The sequence below is a fragment of the Paenibacillus profundus genome (assembly GCF_021369635.1).
GTDB classification, from domain to species: domain Bacteria; phylum Bacillota; class Bacilli; order Paenibacillales; family Paenibacillaceae; genus Paenibacillus_B; species Paenibacillus_B profundus.
The window spans coordinates 14,215-29,116 of sequence record NZ_JAJNBZ010000031.1; the positions used below are offsets into that span (position 1 = coordinate 14,215).

Genomic DNA, 14,902 nt, shown 5'->3' on the forward strand with positions numbered 1-14,902 from the left:
TCATTCTCCTCTCTGTTCAGCATGCTGAGCGGCTTGTTCCTCGGCAAACTTCGATATAACGTAACGAAGCTTGCTATTGGTTACCCGACCGCTTTCATTTAAACTTTGGACAACTTCATGACTCATTGCGGTTTGCAATTCGAGATGAAGCAAGTTTTTTCGTTTAGGCTGGTCAAACTTACATTTGTCCCCATCCGCTATCTTGACGTAGCGCGATTCTTCAATGCCAATGATGACTGCATACTTGCTGGCATCACGACCTCGAAGCACCTTGACGAATTGGCCGAGACGTGGTTCTCGCACTTCATTCATGTAAGTTCACCTACTCAACCAGCTTCGTCAAAATTTCGCAACCGTCCGGCGTCACAGCTACTGTATGCTCGAAATGAGCGCACAGCGTCCCGTCCACCGTCACGACCGTCCAGTTATCCGCGAGCGTCTTGACGTGTCGTTCTCCGGCAATGACCATCGGCTCAATCGCCAACGTCATGCCCGGTTTGAGCCGCGGGCCGCGATCCGGGATACCGTAGTTCGGGATTTGCGGCTCTTCATGAAGCTCCGCACCGACCCCGTGCCCGACGTACTCCCGCACGACGGAAAAACCTGCATCTTCGATAACGCGTTGAATCGCGTGGGATATCGTGTACAGACGAACGTCTGGCTTTACCAAAGCGAGTCCCGCAAACAGCGATTGCTCGGTTACGTCAAGCAACTGCTGAGCCGACTCCGAAATGGCACCAACCCCGTAGGTCCAAGCCGAGTCGCCATGATACCCGCGGTATTCCGCACCGATATCGATGCTGATGATGTCGCCTTCGTTTAATTTGCGTTTGCCGGGAATGCCGTGTACCAGTTCTTCGTTAACTGATGTGCAAATGCTGCCAGAAAAACCATTATAGCCCTTGAACGAAGGTGTCGCTCCTTGACTGTGAATGAACGTTTCTGCGATTGAATCGAGTTCACGAGTCGTTATGCCCGGCTCAATCGATTTAGCCAGAAGACGATGCGTTTCCGCTACAATTCGTCCAGCTTCCCTCATGAAGCCTAGTTCCACTTCGGACTTACAAATGATCATTTGGTTTAACCTCGCAGTAAAGATACGATTTCAGATGTCACCGTATCAATTTCCTTCTCCCCGTCAACCTGACGCAACAAACCTTTGTTCTCATAATATTCGAGCAAAGGAGCCGTTTTGTTGATATATTCGTCAAGACGCGTGCCAACCTTCTCTTCGGAATCATCCGAACGCTGGTACAATTCGCCCTGGCATTTATCACAAACGCCCTCTTGTTTTGGCGGGTTAAACATGACATGGTACGTCGCGCCGCAAGATTTGCAAATGCGTCGTCCCGTAAGACGTGCCAGCAGCAAATTGCGGTCAACACTCAGGTCGATGACGTGATTCAGCTTGCGATTCAATTGTTCCAAAATTTCATCCAGAGCTTCGGCTTGCGCCAAAGTACGCGGGAATCCATCCAACAGGAAGCCTTGTTCACAATCCGGCTGCGCGAGACGTTCGCGCACGATGCCGACCGTAACGTCATCTGGAACGAGCAGACCTTGATCAATGTATTCTTTCGCTTTCAATCCGATGGGTGTGCCCTCGCGCATTGCTGCACGGAACGCGTCACCGGTCGAAATGTGTGGAATGCCGAATTGTGTAACGATACGTTCGGCCTGCGTTCCTTTTCCTGCCCCAGGAGGCCCCATGAATAGAATGTTCATCGAATGTCACTCCCTTTACTGTAAGCACAGGCTTAACTTCGTCGGAAGTGGGGTGCTTCGATGCCATTCGTTAAGCCTCTGCCCTACAAGAAACAGCACAATAGGTGCCGATGAGCCGTTCTTGGCTTCATCAGTACCTATCGCCTATTTGTTGATGAAACCTTTGTAATGGCGTTTAATCAATTGGCTCTCAATTTGCTTCATCGTATCCAGCGCAACGCCGACGATGATGAGAATTGAAGTACCACCGATTTGAACGGAACGCGGCAATCCGGCAAGTGCTCCGAAGAACACAGGCAAGATAGAGATAAGCGCCAGGAATAGTGCACCTGCCAACGTAATGCGGGACATAACCCGAGTCAAATACGTAGCAGTCGCTTTCCCAGGACGAATGCCCGGGATGTATCCGCCGTTCTTTTTCATTTGATCCGCCATTTGTTGCGGGTTCAATTGAACGAACGTGTAGAAGAACGTGAACCCGATAATCAACAGCACGTACAAGACCATGCCAAGCGGCTTGTCATAGTACATGTGGGTGATTACCCATTTGGCCCACGGCTTATCCGCCCAGAACTGCGCAATCGTAATTGGGAACATCAACAGCGATACTGCGAAGATGACCGGAATAACGCCAGCGCCATTTACTTTGAGTGGAATATGCGTGTTCTGCCCGCCGTACATTTTGTTACCAACAACACGTTTTGCGTATTGCACCGGGATTTTGCGGTTACCTTGCTGAATGAAGATAACACCGACCACTATCAACACGATGAACAACGCGATTAGAATCATTTTGACGATGTTCAGGAACATTTGTCCGCTGCCATCGATAAATTGCGAACGATAAATCTCGCCGATATGCGTAGGGACTCCCGCAACGATACCCGCAAAGATTAGGATCGAGATGCCGTTCCCGATGCCCTTCTCTGTGATTTGTTCACCAAGCCACATCAAGAAGGCCGTACCGGCAGTCAGTACAATGGCGATTACAATATAATCCGCAAATGTGGCTCCCGGAACCAATTCCATGCCATACATACGGTTAAATCCAATCGCTGTACCGAATGCTTGAATCAATCCCAAAATAATCGTGCCGTAGCGCGTAATCTGGGCTAGCTTACGTTTGCCGACTTCTCCTTCTTTCGCCCATTCCGCAAACTTTGGAATGACGTCCATGGTTAGAAGCTGCACGATAATGGATGCCGTAATGTACGGCATGATACCGAGCGCAAAGATGGAAAACTTGAACAACGCACCACCGGAGAACGTGTTCAGCAGGCTGAACAGGTCCGTTCCTTGGTTTGCTGAAGCAAAGACCGAAGTATCTACGCCAGGAACCGGAATGAAGGAACCGACGCGATATACGATCAAGACCATGAGTGTAAATAAAATCTTACGTCTCAGATCCTCGACTCGCCATATATTCGATACGGTCTTGAACATTAGATCACCTCGGATTTACCGCCGGCAGCCTCGATCTTCTCTACCGCAGATTGAGAGAACTTATTTGCTTTGACCGTCAATTTAACGGACAATTCACCATTACCCAAAATTTTGATTCCGCTCATTGGGTTTTTCACGATGCCTTGTTCCATCAGCAATTCCGGAGTTACTTCCGTGCCTGCTTCAAAGCGGTTCAATTCCGTCACGTTAATAACCGCATACTCTTTGCGAGTAGGGTTGATGAAACCGCGTTTTGGCAAACGACGGTACAGTGGGTTTTGTCCACCCTCGAAGCCTGGACGAACACCACCGCCGGAACGAGAATTTTGACCTTTATGACCACGGCCAGATGTCTTCCCATTTCCTGTCGCGATACCACGGCCAACGCGCTTACGTACGCTGCGGGAACCAGGTGCCGGAGAAAGTTCATTCAACTTCATCGTTCGACGCACCTCCTTAAATATTTATGCATTCATCATTAATTGTTGTACATGTTTCGAGCAGTTGAATAGAAGCATGCAGTAGAGAACCTTATGCTTCGATTTCTTTTACTTCAACCAGATGTTTCACTTGATTGACCATTCCGCGGATCGCATCGTTGTCATTATGAACAACCGTCTGATTCATTTTGCGCAAGCCCAATGTGTTCACCGTGCTACGTTGAGTTTGCGGGCGACCGATCAGACTGCGAACGAGGGTAATTTGCAATTTCGCCATCTTTGTCCCCTCCTTATCCTAACAGTTCTTCAACGGATTTGCCGCGCAATTTCGCTACTTGTTCTGCCGTCTTAAGACGGGACAGACCTTCAAGCGTTGCGTTAACCATGTTCATAGAGTTCGAGGAACCAAGCGATTTCGTCAAGATATCGCCTACACCTGCCAACTCTAACACGGCGCGAACAGGACCGCCAGCGATAACCCCTGTACCTTCGGAAGCTGGTTTCAAGAGAACTTTACCAGCGCCGAACTGACCCATAACTTGGTGAGGGATTGTCGTGTTAACAAACGGAACATGAATCAGATTTTTCTTTGCGTCTTCGATGCCTTTGCGGATAGCGTCAGGTACTTCGGATGCTTTACCGATTCCTGCGCCGACCCAACCATTGCCATCTCCAACAACTACGAGTGCGCTGAAGCTAAAGCGGCGTCCGCCCTTTACGACTTTAGCTACGCGGTTAATTTGAACAACTTTTTCAGAAAGTTCTAACGTGTTTGGATCAACTCGCAAGTCGTCTACCTCCTTCGATTGAATTCATTAGAATTCAAGGCCAGCTTCGCGTGCCGCGTCAGCCAACGCCTGAATACGTCCGTGATACAAGTAACCGCCGCGATCGAATACGACTGTTTCGTAACCTTGTGCTTTTGCACGTTTCGCGATCAATTCTCCCACTTTGCGTGCCGATTCGACGTCACCGCCGTTTTTGATATCGGCATTAAGCTCTTTGTCCATCGTTGATGCAGATGCGATTGTTACACCTTTAACATCATCGATAAGCTGAGCGTAGATATGTTTAGAGGAACGGAATACGTTCAAACGCGGACGTTCTGTCGTTCCTTCAATTTTCTTACGGACACGAAGGTGTCTTTTCAAACGAGCTTTGTTTTTATCGGCTTTCGTAATCATCTGATTGTTTCACTCCCTTCAGTTTGACCGTCAAGCTACTAAGGTAAGTGAGCTAGGCAAGATTTTATTTCTTCTTGCCTGCTTTACCTTCCTTGCGAATAATACGTTCGCCTTCGTACTTAATCCCTTTACCTTTGTAAGGCTCAGGTTCGCGTACAGAACGAATCTTCGCTGCGTATGCACCAACGCGCTCTTTGTCGATGCCTTTAACGATAATTTTTGTTTGAGCAGGCACTTCGAACTCAATGCCAGCTTCCGGTGTAATTTCAACCGGATGGGAGTATCCAACGTTCAAGACGAGCTTGTCGCCGGACTTGTTCGCACGGTAACCTACACCGACCAACTCCAGAGTTTTGGAGAAACCTTCCGTTACTCCATTCACCATGTTGCTGATAACACTGCGAGTAGTTCCGTGCAACGAACGATGAGTTTTATTATCAGAAGGACGTTCTACGGAAATGAGAGTTTCTTCAACGGACACTTTCATGTCTTTATGAAGTTCACGCGTCAATGTTCCTTTCGGTCCTTTTACAGTAATAACGCTGTTATCCAGAGTGACAGTTACGCCACCTGGCACGTTAATTGGCTTGCGACCAATACGAGACATGTGTTGTTGCACCTCCAATCTTATGCGAATGGTTTACCAAACGTAGCAGATTACCTCGCCACCAGATTTTGCTTGGCGAGCTTCTTTGTCTGTCATAACGCCCTTAGACGTCGAAATAATTGCGATACCGAGACCGCCCAATACGCGTGGAACCTCTGTGGATTTCGTGTACACGCGCAAGCCTGGTTTACTGATGCGCTTCAAGCCTGTAATAACACGCTCGTTGTTTGCACCGTATTTCAGGAAAACGCGGATCATACCTTGTTTGTTGTCATCGATATATTCTGCATCGCGGATAAAACCTTCACGCTTCAAGATTTCAGCAATTTGCTTCTTCATCGTCGAAGCTGGCATTTCCACCGTTTCATGACGTACTGTGTTTGCATTGCGAATGCGTGTAAGCATATCTGCAATCGGATCGGACATAACCATTAGTGTAAACCTCCTTCCCGCAACAGGGTTGATTACCAGCTAGCTTTTTTAACGCCAGGAATCTGGCCTTTGTATGCCAATTCGCGGAAACAAATTCTGCAAATTTTGAACTTACGTAATACAGAGTGCGGACGACCACAGCGCTCACAGCGCGTGTATGCCCGTACTTCAAACTTCGGTTTGCGTTGTTGCTTGATTTTCATCGAAGTTTTTGCCACGTAGTTGACACCTCCTAGAGATTTGTGTCGATGTATTCGGAACGAATGCTCTCCGTCCGTTTCACAATCTTAACCGTCCTGCGCGAATTACTTCACGAAAGGCATGCCGAGTTGCGTCAACAGTTCGCGGGACTCTTCATCCGTATTCGCCGTCGTTACGATGACGATATCCATACCGCGCACTTTATCTACTTTATCGTACTCGATCTCAGGGAAGATAATTTGCTCCTTCAGACCAAGTGTGTAGTTGCCGCGGCCGTCAAACGCTTTGTTCGAGATACCGCGGAAGTCGCGGACACGAGGGAGCGTAACATTGAACAATTTGTCCAAGAAGTGATACATACGCTCACCGCGCAGTGTCACTTTCACACCAATCGGCATTCCTTCACGAAGTTTAAAGCCTGCGATAGACTTCTTCGCGCGTGTGATAACTGGTTTTTGACCAGCGATTTGTTGCAGTTCAGCAACCGCTGTATCCAATACTTTGGAGTTCTGAACAGCCTCACCCATACCCATGTTGATGACGACTTTCTCCACTTTTGGAACTTTCATAACAGATGTATAGTTGAACTTCTGCATCAACGCAGGAGTAATTTCGTTTAAATAACGTTCTTTCAAACGAGCTGCCATGTAAAAAGGACCTCCTTTCCGTAAGCGTTAGTCGATGATTTCGCCGGAGCGTTTCGCTACGCGCACTTTTTTGTCGTTCACTACTTTGTAACCGATGCGCGTTACTTTACCCGACTTCGGATCCACGTGCATAACGTTCGATGCATGAATTGGCGCTTCTTGCTCGAGAATGCCGCCTTGTGGGTTCATAGCGTTAGGCTTCTGATGCTTCTTCACCATGTTTACGCCTTCTACAAGAACGCGGTTCTCACGAGGGTAAGCTGCGATAACGCGGCCTTTTTTGCCTTTGTCTTTACCCGTGATGACGATAACCGTGTCGTCTTTTTTCACGTGCAATTTATTGTTATGCGACTCGAGAATTTTCTTCAATCGTGGCATGTGTCACACCTCCTGAGTCTTGCCTGGCGGGCAAGTTGATTAAATAACTTCCGGAGCCAGGGAAACGATTTTCATGAAATCTTTTTCGCGAAGCTCGCGAGCAACAGGTCCGAAAATACGAGTCCCGCGAGGGCCCTTGTCTTCTTTCACGATAACCGCTGCGTTCTCGTCAAATGCGATATAAGAACCGTCTTTACGACGAACAGCGCGCTTTGTACGAACAATAACCGCTTTTACAACGTCACCTTTTTTGACAACGCCGCCTGGTGTTGCTTGTTTTACGGAGCATACGATCAAATCACCAACGTGAGCTGCTTTACGTCCAGTACCGCCCAACACGCGAATGCACATCAGTTCCTTCGCACCAGAGTTGTCTGCTACCGCCAAGCGTGAAAATGGCTGAATCATTCGATTGTCCTCCTTTCGGTGAAACTATCCGTCCATTAAACGAGTACTGCTTTTTCTACGACTTCAACGAGTCTCCAGCGCTTGTCTTTCGACAACGGACGCGTCTCCATGATTTTAACTGTATCGCCGATCTTTGCTTCGTTATTCTCGTCATGCGCTTTGAACTTCTTCGTATATTTGATGCGTTTGTGGTACAGGTTATGCTTCTTGTACGTCTCAACCGCAACTACGATTGTTTTGTCCATTTTGTCGCTAACGACTTTTCCGATCTGCACTTTACGAGCGTTACGTTCTTCACTCATGAGTGTAAAGCCTCCTTCCTGGATACAGGATGTCTATATTCCGAAATTGACATCAAGGTCAATTAACTGGTAATCCCAAGTTCTCTTTCACGAACAACCGTTTTTGCACGGGCAATCGCTTTACGTACGTCACGGATGCGAGTTGGGTTGTCAAGCTGTCCGGTAGCCAATTGGAAACGGAGGTTGAAGAGTTCTTCCTTGAATCCGGCAATCTTTTGTTCAAGTTCAGCAGTGGTCAAGTTGCGGAATTCACTAGCTTTCATTTGCTTCACCACCCATTTCTTCGCGTTTCACAAACTTCGTCTTGATCGGCAGCTTATGAGCAGCAAGACGCATTGCTTCGCGTGCTACATCCTCAGGGACACCAGAAAGTTCAAACATGATCTTACCTGGCTTAACTACAGCCACCCATTTCTCGACGTTACCTTTACCGCTACCCATCCGAACCTCAAGCGGCTTCGCCGTTACTGGTTTGTCAGGGAAAATTTTAATCCATACTTTACCGCCACGTTTGATGTAACGAGTCATCGCAATACGGGCAGCTTCGATTTGACGGTTCGTAATCCATGTAGGTTCCATAGCTTGTAAACCGTATTCACCGAAGTTCAACGTCGTGCCACCCTTAGCTTGACCTTTCATGCGGCCTTTTTGATGCTTACGGTGTTTGACACGTTTAGGTACCAACATGATTAGTTGCCTCCTTCCTCAACAGCCTTTTTCTTAGCCGCAGGAAGTACCTCTCCACGATAGATCCATACTTTTACGCCGATGCGGCCGTAAGTTGTATGAGCTTCAGCTGTGCCGTAGTCTATGTCGGCGCGAAGCGTATGAAGTGGCACTGTCCCTTCGCTATATCCTTCCGAACGAGCGATTTCAGCACCGCCCAGACGACCGCTAACTGCAGTTTTAATCCCTTTTGCGCCTGCACGCATGGAACGTTGAATTGCTTGTTTCAATGCACGACGGAATGAAACACGGCGTTCCAACTGTTGTGCAATGCTTTCAGCAACCAGAATAGCGTCCAAATCTGGAGTTTTAATTTCCGAAATGTTGATGTGCACTTTCTTACCGCCAGCAATTTTCGTTACTTCACGGCGAAGAGCTTCAACCTCGGAACCACCTTTACCGATGACCATGCCCGGCTTAGCAGTGTGGATTGTGACGTTAACGCGGTTAGCCGCGCGTTCAATCTCAATCTTGGAAACGGCTGAATCTTTCAATCTATTTTTAAGGAATTCACGAATTTTAACATCTTCGATCAGTAATGCGCCGAAGTCTTTCTCAGCATACCACTTGGATTCCCAGTCACGGATAATACCAACTCGAAGTCCGACTGGATTTACCTTTTGGCCCACACGTTATCCCTCCTTATTTCTCAGATACCACGATTGTAATGTGGCTAGTTCTCTTGTTGATGCGGCTTGCACGTCCCATAGCGCGTGGGCGGAAACGTTTCATCGTTGGCCCTTGGTTCGCATACACTTGCGCAATAACAAGTTTGTTCACGTCCATTTGGTAGTTATGTTCTGCATTGGCAATTGCCGAGTTCAACAATTTCTCCACCACTGGGGACGCCGATTTCGGCGTGTGGCGCAAAATTGCGATTGCTTCGCCCACTTCTTTACCGCGAATCAAGTCGATAACGAGCTTGACTTTGCGTGGAGCAATGCGAACATTATTCGCATGTGCTTTCGCTTGCATGGAAGTACCTCCCCTCAAATGCTATATCTCAAAATTATCGTCTGCCCGTTTTCTTATCGTCATCATGACCTTTGTACGTACGCGTTGGCGCGAATTCGCCAAGCTTGTGTCCGACCATATCTTCCGTTACGTACACAGGCACGTGTTTACGGCCGTCATAGACTCCGAATGTGTGGCCGATGAATTGAGGAAAAATAGTAGAACGACGGGACCAAGTCTTAACAACAACTTTCTTGCTGGACTCGTTCAACTCTTCAACTTTCTTCATCAGATGACCATCGACGAATGGTCCTTTTTTCAAACTGCGACCCATGTGTGAATCCTCCCTTCACGAGACCTTATACTTGCGCATGTTACGCCACTTCGTATTCAATCCGTGAAATATTATTTCGTGCGGTGACGAACAATATATTTATCGGAATGCTTACCTTTTTTACGCGTTTTGTAACCAAGTGTCGGTTTACCCCATGGAGACATAGGAGACTTACGACCGATCGGCGCGCGACCTTCACCACCACCGTGTGGGTGATCAACTGGGTTCATGACGACACCGCGAACGACTGGGCGTTTACCCAACCAACGGCTGCGTCCTGCTTTACCGACTTTGATAAGCTCATGGTCACCGTTACCAACGGAACCAATTGTCGCACGGCAAGTTCTCAAAACTTTACGAACTTCACCAGAAGACAAACGAACCGTTACATACTTTTCTTCTTTACCGAGCAATTGGGCTTCCGTACCAGCGGCGCGAACCAGCTGACCACCTTTACCCGGTTGCAACTCGATATTGTGGATAACTGTACCCACTGGAATGTTCTCAAGCGGCAATGCATTACCGATTTTGATGTCCGAACCCGAACCCGATTCGATAACGTCGCCTACTTTCAAGCCTTTCGGTGCGATGATGTAACGCTTCTCACCGTCAGCATAGTTGATCAAAGCGATGTTGGAAGTACGGTTTGGATCATACTCAACTGTAGCAACGCGGCCTGGAATGCCATCCTTGTTGCGTTTGAAGTCGATAATACGGTATTTACGCTTGTGTCCTCCGCCATGATGGCGAACCGTAATTTTACCTTGGTTGTTCCGGCCTGCTTGCTTGCTCAAAGGTGCAAGCAACGATTTCTCCGGTGTGCTTGTCGTAATTTCTTCGAACGTAGACACGCTCATACCACGACGAGCCGGGGATGTCGGTTTGTACTTTTTGATTGGCACTAGTTTTCCCTCCTTACTTTACAAGTCGTGTATTTATACCGTTTCGAAGAACTCGAGCGGCTTGCTGTCTTTCGTCAACGTTACGAATGCTTTCTTCCATTCGGAAGTATAACCAGAGTAGCGGCCATAGCGCTTAGGCTTTGCTGGCACGCGAAGCGTGTTCACGTTCGCTACTTTCACTTTGAAAATCTGCTCAACAGCTTGTTTGATTTCCGTCTTATTCGCACGGATATCAACCTCAAATACGTATTTCAGGTCGTTCATCATGTCAGCTGTGCGCTCAGTGATAATGGGACGCTTAATGATATCGCGAGGGTCTTTCATTACGCGAACACCTCCTCTACCTTCTGAACCGCATCTTTCGTAATGATGAGCTTCTCATGGCGAAGAACATCATATACGTTAACACCGTCTGCTGCAACCAACTTCACCGAAGGAATGTTGCGAGCGGAGAGTGCCACGCTGTCATTGTACTCAGGGAGCACAACAAGCGCTTTGCGATCCACTTTCAGATTGTTCAAGATCGCCGCAAATTCTTTAGTCTTCGGCGCGTTCATAGCCAATGCATCCAATACGATGATTTGCTCTGCCAATACTTTAGAAGACAATGCGGATTTAATCGCCAAACGGCGTACTTTCTTAGGAAGCTTAAAGGCATAACTGCGTGGCGTTGGTCCAAATACGACTCCGCCGCCTTTCCATTGTGGCGAACGAATAGAACCTTGACGCGCACGGCCTGTTCCTTTTTGTTTCCAAGGTTTACGACCGCCGCCGCGAACTTCGGAACGGGTTTTAACTTTGTGCGTACCTTGACGCATCGATGCAAGCTGCATAACAACCGCATCATGAAGCACGTGTTTATTCGGTTCGATACCGAATACTGTGTCGGCCAATTCAATCTCGCCGACTTGCGCGCCGCTAATGTTGTATACTGCTACTTTAGGCATTCTGAGCTCCTCCTTTCCTCACCAATTACTTTTTAACTGCTTGTTTCACGTTAACGAAGCTGTTTTTAGGACCTGGAATGGAACCTTTAACGAGGATGATATTACGTTCTGCATCCACTTTAACAACTTCGAGATTTTGAATTGTAACCGTATCTGTACCCATGTGACCTGGAAGGCGTTTGCCTTTAGGTACGCGGTTCGCTTGAATGGAACCCATGGAACCTGGTCCGCGGTGGTAACGGGAACCGTGAGTCATTGGACCGCGGTGTTGTCCCCAACGTTTGATAACGCCGGCGAATCCCTTACCTTTGGAAATACCAGTAACGTCTACGAATTCACCTTCTGCAAAGATGTCGGCTTTCAACTCCTGGCCAACTTCATATTGAGAAAGTTCCACACCACGAAGTTCTTTTACGTAGCGCTTAGGCGTTGCATTTGCTTTTTTAGCGTGACCGATCTCTGGCTTCGTCGAACGCTTTTCCTTCTTATCAGCATAGCCGATTTGGATAGCTTCGTAGCCATCGTTCTCAACGTCTTTCTTCTGAAGAACGACGCAAGGACCAGCTTCGATAACAGTTACCGGCACTACATTACCTTCAGCGGTAAAGATTTGAGTCATGCCGAGCTTTTTACCTAAGATACCTTTCATGTTGACACCTCTTTTCCATCCTTAATCCGTTCATTCTAATAGAAATCAGTTATTCAGTTGTGGATAACTGTTCTCCAATAAAGTTTATAGCTTAATTTCAATATCTACACCGGACGGCAAGTCCAGACGCATCAGCGCATCCACCGTTTGCGGCGTTGGATTCACGATGTCGATCAAGCGCTTATGTGTGCGCATTTCGAACTGCTCGCGGGAATCCTTGTACTTGTGCACCGCACGAAGCACGGTGATGATTTGCTTCTCCGTTGGCAACGGGATTGGCCCGGATACTCCTGCACCGGAACGTTTTGCCGTTTCAACAATTTTCTCAGCGGATTGGTCAAGAATTCTGTGATCGTATGCTTTCAAGCGGATACGAATTTTTTGCTTTGCCATTTTAGTCCCTCCTTTTATCGCCCAATTTTGCATCGGACATACTCCGTGAAAATTTTCCTCGCACCGCCATGGCAAAGGGGCCAGGTGTGTCGGTAACCTCTCACTTCATCGCAACGTCGACGAACAACATTCATTATTATATATAAATGTCCCGGTGATTGCAAGTTTTTTTCACAACGATTTTCATCGGCTGCTTGCATCCTACTAGGACATAGTATAATCCGACTCTAGCAAATCTGCTATATGAGTTTAACATGAATACCGCACATATTGTAAGATGCAGGTTCTGGATATGAATTCATCATTCAGTGACTATAAAAGTTGCAGGGCTGCAGGCTTGCCTTCCCCCTATTGTCTGTCCCATCCTACAATGCATCAAAACAGCAGCTATGCCTCTTTAGGGCAGATTTCATTGGAATATGCAGCATGATGATAGAACGAACTATTTTCATTCTTGGTGATGGTAACGGAACGTCGACAGGGTGGTGAATCCAATGTTTTGGTCGCTTGTACTGCAACAATCGCTGAAATAGAGCCTATCCACTGTACGATATCCAGTCCACATTCTATTTTGCCGACCAATCGATACATTTGACTGTATATTCTACAACTAGGCTCACATCGATTGCAGAAACTTCTACTTATATATAAGCAGCATCGTAATCCGTTTCATCATTATTTTCATCTTAATCCTCCTGCTCTCTATATATGAAGTATGACGATTGCAATCGTATCATGTCCTATGTTCGAAACACAGAAAAAGACTGGCGTAATAGCTCAGCCTTTTCCAATAAAGATATACGCACCGTTCTCTCAGCGGCTTCCCTCTCTATAAATGCAGCGTCGCTTCATTCAACCGTTCCGCCGAAGCGGCAACTTCGTCAGTTGATTGGCCGATGCCTGTAGTGATCTGCAGCAGCGTCTTCATTTCTTCCTGCATGTGCTCCATGTCCGTCGTGCTCTGCTCCACCTGTTCTACGATGTGGCGGAACGTGTCACCCGTCGCATCCGCTTGTTCTCTGACGGTGCTTACATTGCCTTTCACCTGCGTAATGATATGGACAACCGCATTCGTGACCAGCGTGGAATTCCCAATCAACTCTTCAATATCCGTAACCGTATCCTTCGTATGCGCAGCCAGCTTGTTCACTTCTTTGGCAACGATCGCAAAACCTGCCCCATGCTCGCCGGCACGCGCAGCCTCGATTGAAGCATTGAGCGATAACAAATTCGTCTGGTCCGCAATTTCTTTTACAGCCCCTACAATCGAACGGATACGCAAAGATGTATTTTTCAATTCGTCAATGCTGGATTTCATTTGATGTGTATGCGCAACGATTTGCTGCATACTGCCCGTAAATTGCATTATGAGCCGTTCTCCGTCTTCCGCTCTGGCCTGTGTATGACGGGCTGAATCGCTCGTTTGCACGACCTTTTCATTCAAATTCATACCGCGCGCGATTAAGCTTTGTATCGTCTCATTCGTACTAGCGGTAAGCTCTGCCAAGCGACTGCTTAACTCCGCAATATTACGTTTCAGCTCATCCTTTACCTCTTGATACTGTTGTTCTCGTTCTATACGATGTCGCTCCTCGTAAGATTCCAACACAATTTGCTGTTCCAGATTCATGATCTTCATAATGGCCATCACCATCCGTATTTGCAGCTGCGAGTCACCGATGTGCTGATGAATGATGTCGATTAACCCGTTCTGCACATTTTGAAAGGCACCCATGTACCATTTGGAATCCAAGCCGATACGATGGTGCACTTCCGCAATCTTAAAGCGCTTCTTCAAAAAAGCCTCATCGATGACTCCGTCAAATATTTCCGAAATATGCTGTTCCAACGTCTTCTTCAGACGTTCTATTGTACTGTGACTTTGAATCATTTCACTGAGGCTCGTTACATCAAGGATAGTGGCATAAAAAATGTCCGTTATGGAGGCGATATGAGGAAGAAGATGAGGCTTTATCGCTCTAAGTAATGATAAATCGCTATCCGTTATTCCAATCATACCTATTTGCTTATGTATGGGATGACTCTCAGGCAGTCGAATTCCTTGTTCCATTATAAATTCCGTATCGATATCCCAATGCTTCACGTGACTAGGTTGGGCAAGAGCTCCACCATCGCTCTGTGTCTTTCCAGCTGTATCTCTCCACCGTTTAAGCCATTGCTTTACACGCATGTTTTGCTTCCTTTCTGCTAGTACATTCTAACAACATTC

At 47.3% G+C, this 14,902-nt stretch carries 26 protein-coding genes; all 26 read right to left on the reverse strand.

What is annotated here, in order from left to right; all coding sequences use genetic code 11:
* The 26 genes from LQV63_RS24990 to LQV63_RS25115 all read right to left on the reverse strand — a co-directional run bounded on the left by LQV63_RS24990 (position 1) and on the right by LQV63_RS25115 (position 14,863).
* On the reverse strand, positions 1 to 312 hold the full coding sequence (locus LQV63_RS24990; RefSeq protein WP_233698714.1) for a KOW domain-containing RNA-binding protein: 312 nt from the start codon (positions 310 to 312) through the stop codon (positions 1 to 3).
* Between the two features lie 10 nt (positions 313 to 322).
* On the reverse strand, positions 323 to 1,075 hold the full coding sequence (gene map, locus LQV63_RS24995) for a type I methionyl aminopeptidase (protein WP_233698715.1): 753 nt from the start codon (positions 1,073 to 1,075) through the stop codon (positions 323 to 325).
* Positions 1,076 to 1,080: 5 nt separating this feature from the next.
* Positions 1,081 to 1,725, reverse strand: a complete 645-nt coding sequence (locus LQV63_RS25000) for an adenylate kinase (protein WP_019420716.1) — start codon at positions 1,723 to 1,725, stop codon at positions 1,081 to 1,083.
* Positions 1,726 to 1,869: 144 nt separating this feature from the next.
* Positions 1,870 to 3,168 carry a preprotein translocase subunit SecY gene (gene secY / locus LQV63_RS25005; RefSeq protein WP_019420715.1) on the reverse strand — a complete coding sequence of 433 codons (1,299 nt, stop codon included), beginning with the start codon at positions 3,166 to 3,168 and terminating at the stop codon, positions 1,870 to 1,872.
* Positions 3,168 to 3,608 carry a 50S ribosomal protein L15 gene (rplO, locus tag LQV63_RS25010; RefSeq protein WP_019420714.1) on the reverse strand — a complete coding sequence of 147 codons (441 nt, stop codon included), beginning with the start codon at positions 3,606 to 3,608 and terminating at the stop codon, positions 3,168 to 3,170. The genes secY and rplO overlap by 1 nt, the downstream gene beginning before the upstream one ends.
* Positions 3,609 to 3,699: 91 nt before the next feature.
* Positions 3,700 to 3,885 (reverse strand): 50S ribosomal protein L30, encoded by a 186-nt coding sequence (gene rpmD, locus LQV63_RS25015; RefSeq protein ID WP_019420713.1) that lies wholly within the window; start codon positions 3,883 to 3,885, stop codon positions 3,700 to 3,702.
* A gap of 13 nt (positions 3,886 to 3,898) precedes the next feature.
* On the reverse strand, positions 3,899 to 4,396 hold the full coding sequence (rpsE, locus tag LQV63_RS25020) for a 30S ribosomal protein S5 (RefSeq protein WP_019420712.1): 498 nt from the start codon (positions 4,394 to 4,396) through the stop codon (positions 3,899 to 3,901).
* 27 nt (positions 4,397 to 4,423) lie between these two features.
* Positions 4,424 to 4,792 (reverse strand): 50S ribosomal protein L18, encoded by a 369-nt coding sequence (gene rplR, locus LQV63_RS25025; protein WP_019420711.1) that lies wholly within the window; start codon positions 4,790 to 4,792, stop codon positions 4,424 to 4,426.
* Positions 4,793 to 4,856: 64 nt separating this feature from the next.
* Positions 4,857 to 5,399, reverse strand: coding sequence for a 50S ribosomal protein L6 (gene rplF / locus LQV63_RS25030; RefSeq protein ID WP_019420710.1), 543 nt, complete (start codon positions 5,397 to 5,399; stop codon positions 4,857 to 4,859).
* A 33-nt stretch (positions 5,400 to 5,432) separates the two neighbouring features.
* Complete coding sequence (rpsH, locus tag LQV63_RS25035) at positions 5,433 to 5,831, reverse strand: 30S ribosomal protein S8 (RefSeq protein ID WP_019420709.1); 399 nt, start codon at positions 5,829 to 5,831, stop codon at positions 5,433 to 5,435.
* A gap of 32 nt (positions 5,832 to 5,863) precedes the next feature.
* Positions 5,864 to 6,049: a type Z 30S ribosomal protein S14 gene (locus LQV63_RS25040; protein ID WP_005544535.1), complete on the reverse strand. Its 186-nt coding sequence runs from the start codon at positions 6,047 to 6,049 to the stop codon at positions 5,864 to 5,866.
* A gap of 87 nt (positions 6,050 to 6,136) precedes the next feature.
* Positions 6,137 to 6,679, reverse strand: a complete 543-nt coding sequence (rplE, locus tag LQV63_RS25045; protein ID WP_019420708.1) for a 50S ribosomal protein L5 — start codon at positions 6,677 to 6,679, stop codon at positions 6,137 to 6,139.
* A 27-nt stretch (positions 6,680 to 6,706) separates the two neighbouring features.
* Positions 6,707 to 7,057, reverse strand: a complete 351-nt coding sequence (gene rplX / locus LQV63_RS25050) for a 50S ribosomal protein L24 (protein WP_019420707.1) — start codon at positions 7,055 to 7,057, stop codon at positions 6,707 to 6,709.
* Positions 7,058 to 7,096: 39 nt separating this feature from the next.
* A complete protein-coding gene (gene rplN / locus LQV63_RS25055) occupies positions 7,097 to 7,465 on the reverse strand; it encodes a 50S ribosomal protein L14 (RefSeq protein ID WP_019420706.1) in 369 nt (122 codons plus the stop codon).
* Positions 7,466 to 7,500: 35 nt separating this feature from the next.
* Positions 7,501 to 7,767, reverse strand: coding sequence for a 30S ribosomal protein S17 (gene rpsQ, locus LQV63_RS25060; protein ID WP_019420705.1), 267 nt, complete (start codon positions 7,765 to 7,767; stop codon positions 7,501 to 7,503).
* 62 nt (positions 7,768 to 7,829) lie between these two features.
* A complete protein-coding gene (gene rpmC / locus LQV63_RS25065; RefSeq protein ID WP_019420704.1) occupies positions 7,830 to 8,030 on the reverse strand; it encodes a 50S ribosomal protein L29 in 201 nt (66 codons plus the stop codon).
* Positions 8,020 to 8,454, reverse strand: a complete 435-nt coding sequence (gene rplP / locus LQV63_RS25070; protein WP_019420703.1) for a 50S ribosomal protein L16 — start codon at positions 8,452 to 8,454, stop codon at positions 8,020 to 8,022. The genes rpmC and rplP overlap by 11 nt, the downstream gene beginning before the upstream one ends.
* Positions 8,455 to 8,456: 2 nt before the next feature.
* On the reverse strand, positions 8,457 to 9,122 hold the full coding sequence (rpsC, locus tag LQV63_RS25075; RefSeq protein ID WP_019420702.1) for a 30S ribosomal protein S3: 666 nt from the start codon (positions 9,120 to 9,122) through the stop codon (positions 8,457 to 8,459).
* Positions 9,123 to 9,135: 13 nt separating this feature from the next.
* A complete protein-coding gene (gene rplV, locus LQV63_RS25080; protein WP_019420701.1) occupies positions 9,136 to 9,468 on the reverse strand; it encodes a 50S ribosomal protein L22 in 333 nt (110 codons plus the stop codon).
* A 34-nt stretch (positions 9,469 to 9,502) separates the two neighbouring features.
* Complete coding sequence (gene rpsS, locus LQV63_RS25085) at positions 9,503 to 9,781, reverse strand: 30S ribosomal protein S19 (RefSeq protein ID WP_019420700.1); 279 nt, start codon at positions 9,779 to 9,781, stop codon at positions 9,503 to 9,505.
* Positions 9,782 to 9,852: 71 nt separating this feature from the next.
* Positions 9,853 to 10,683 (reverse strand): 50S ribosomal protein L2, encoded by an 831-nt coding sequence (gene rplB / locus LQV63_RS25090; protein ID WP_233698716.1) that lies wholly within the window; start codon positions 10,681 to 10,683, stop codon positions 9,853 to 9,855.
* A gap of 33 nt (positions 10,684 to 10,716) precedes the next feature.
* Positions 10,717 to 11,007, reverse strand: coding sequence for a 50S ribosomal protein L23 (rplW, locus tag LQV63_RS25095; protein WP_019420698.1), 291 nt, complete (start codon positions 11,005 to 11,007; stop codon positions 10,717 to 10,719).
* Entirely contained in the window at positions 11,007 to 11,630 is a 624-nt protein-coding gene (gene rplD, locus LQV63_RS25100) for a 50S ribosomal protein L4 (RefSeq protein WP_019420697.1), read from the reverse strand. The genes rplW and rplD overlap by 1 nt, the downstream gene beginning before the upstream one ends.
* A 25-nt stretch (positions 11,631 to 11,655) precedes the next feature.
* Positions 11,656 to 12,279, reverse strand: coding sequence for a 50S ribosomal protein L3 (gene rplC, locus LQV63_RS25105; RefSeq protein ID WP_019420696.1), 624 nt, complete (start codon positions 12,277 to 12,279; stop codon positions 11,656 to 11,658).
* A gap of 84 nt (positions 12,280 to 12,363) precedes the next feature.
* Positions 12,364 to 12,672, reverse strand: a complete 309-nt coding sequence (gene rpsJ, locus LQV63_RS25110; RefSeq protein WP_006037947.1) for a 30S ribosomal protein S10 — start codon at positions 12,670 to 12,672, stop codon at positions 12,364 to 12,366.
* A gap of 829 nt (positions 12,673 to 13,501) precedes the next feature.
* Positions 13,502 to 14,863, reverse strand: coding sequence for a globin-coupled sensor protein (locus tag LQV63_RS25115; RefSeq protein ID WP_233698717.1), 1,362 nt, complete (start codon positions 14,861 to 14,863; stop codon positions 13,502 to 13,504).
* Positions 14,864 to 14,902: the final 39 nt, after the last annotated feature.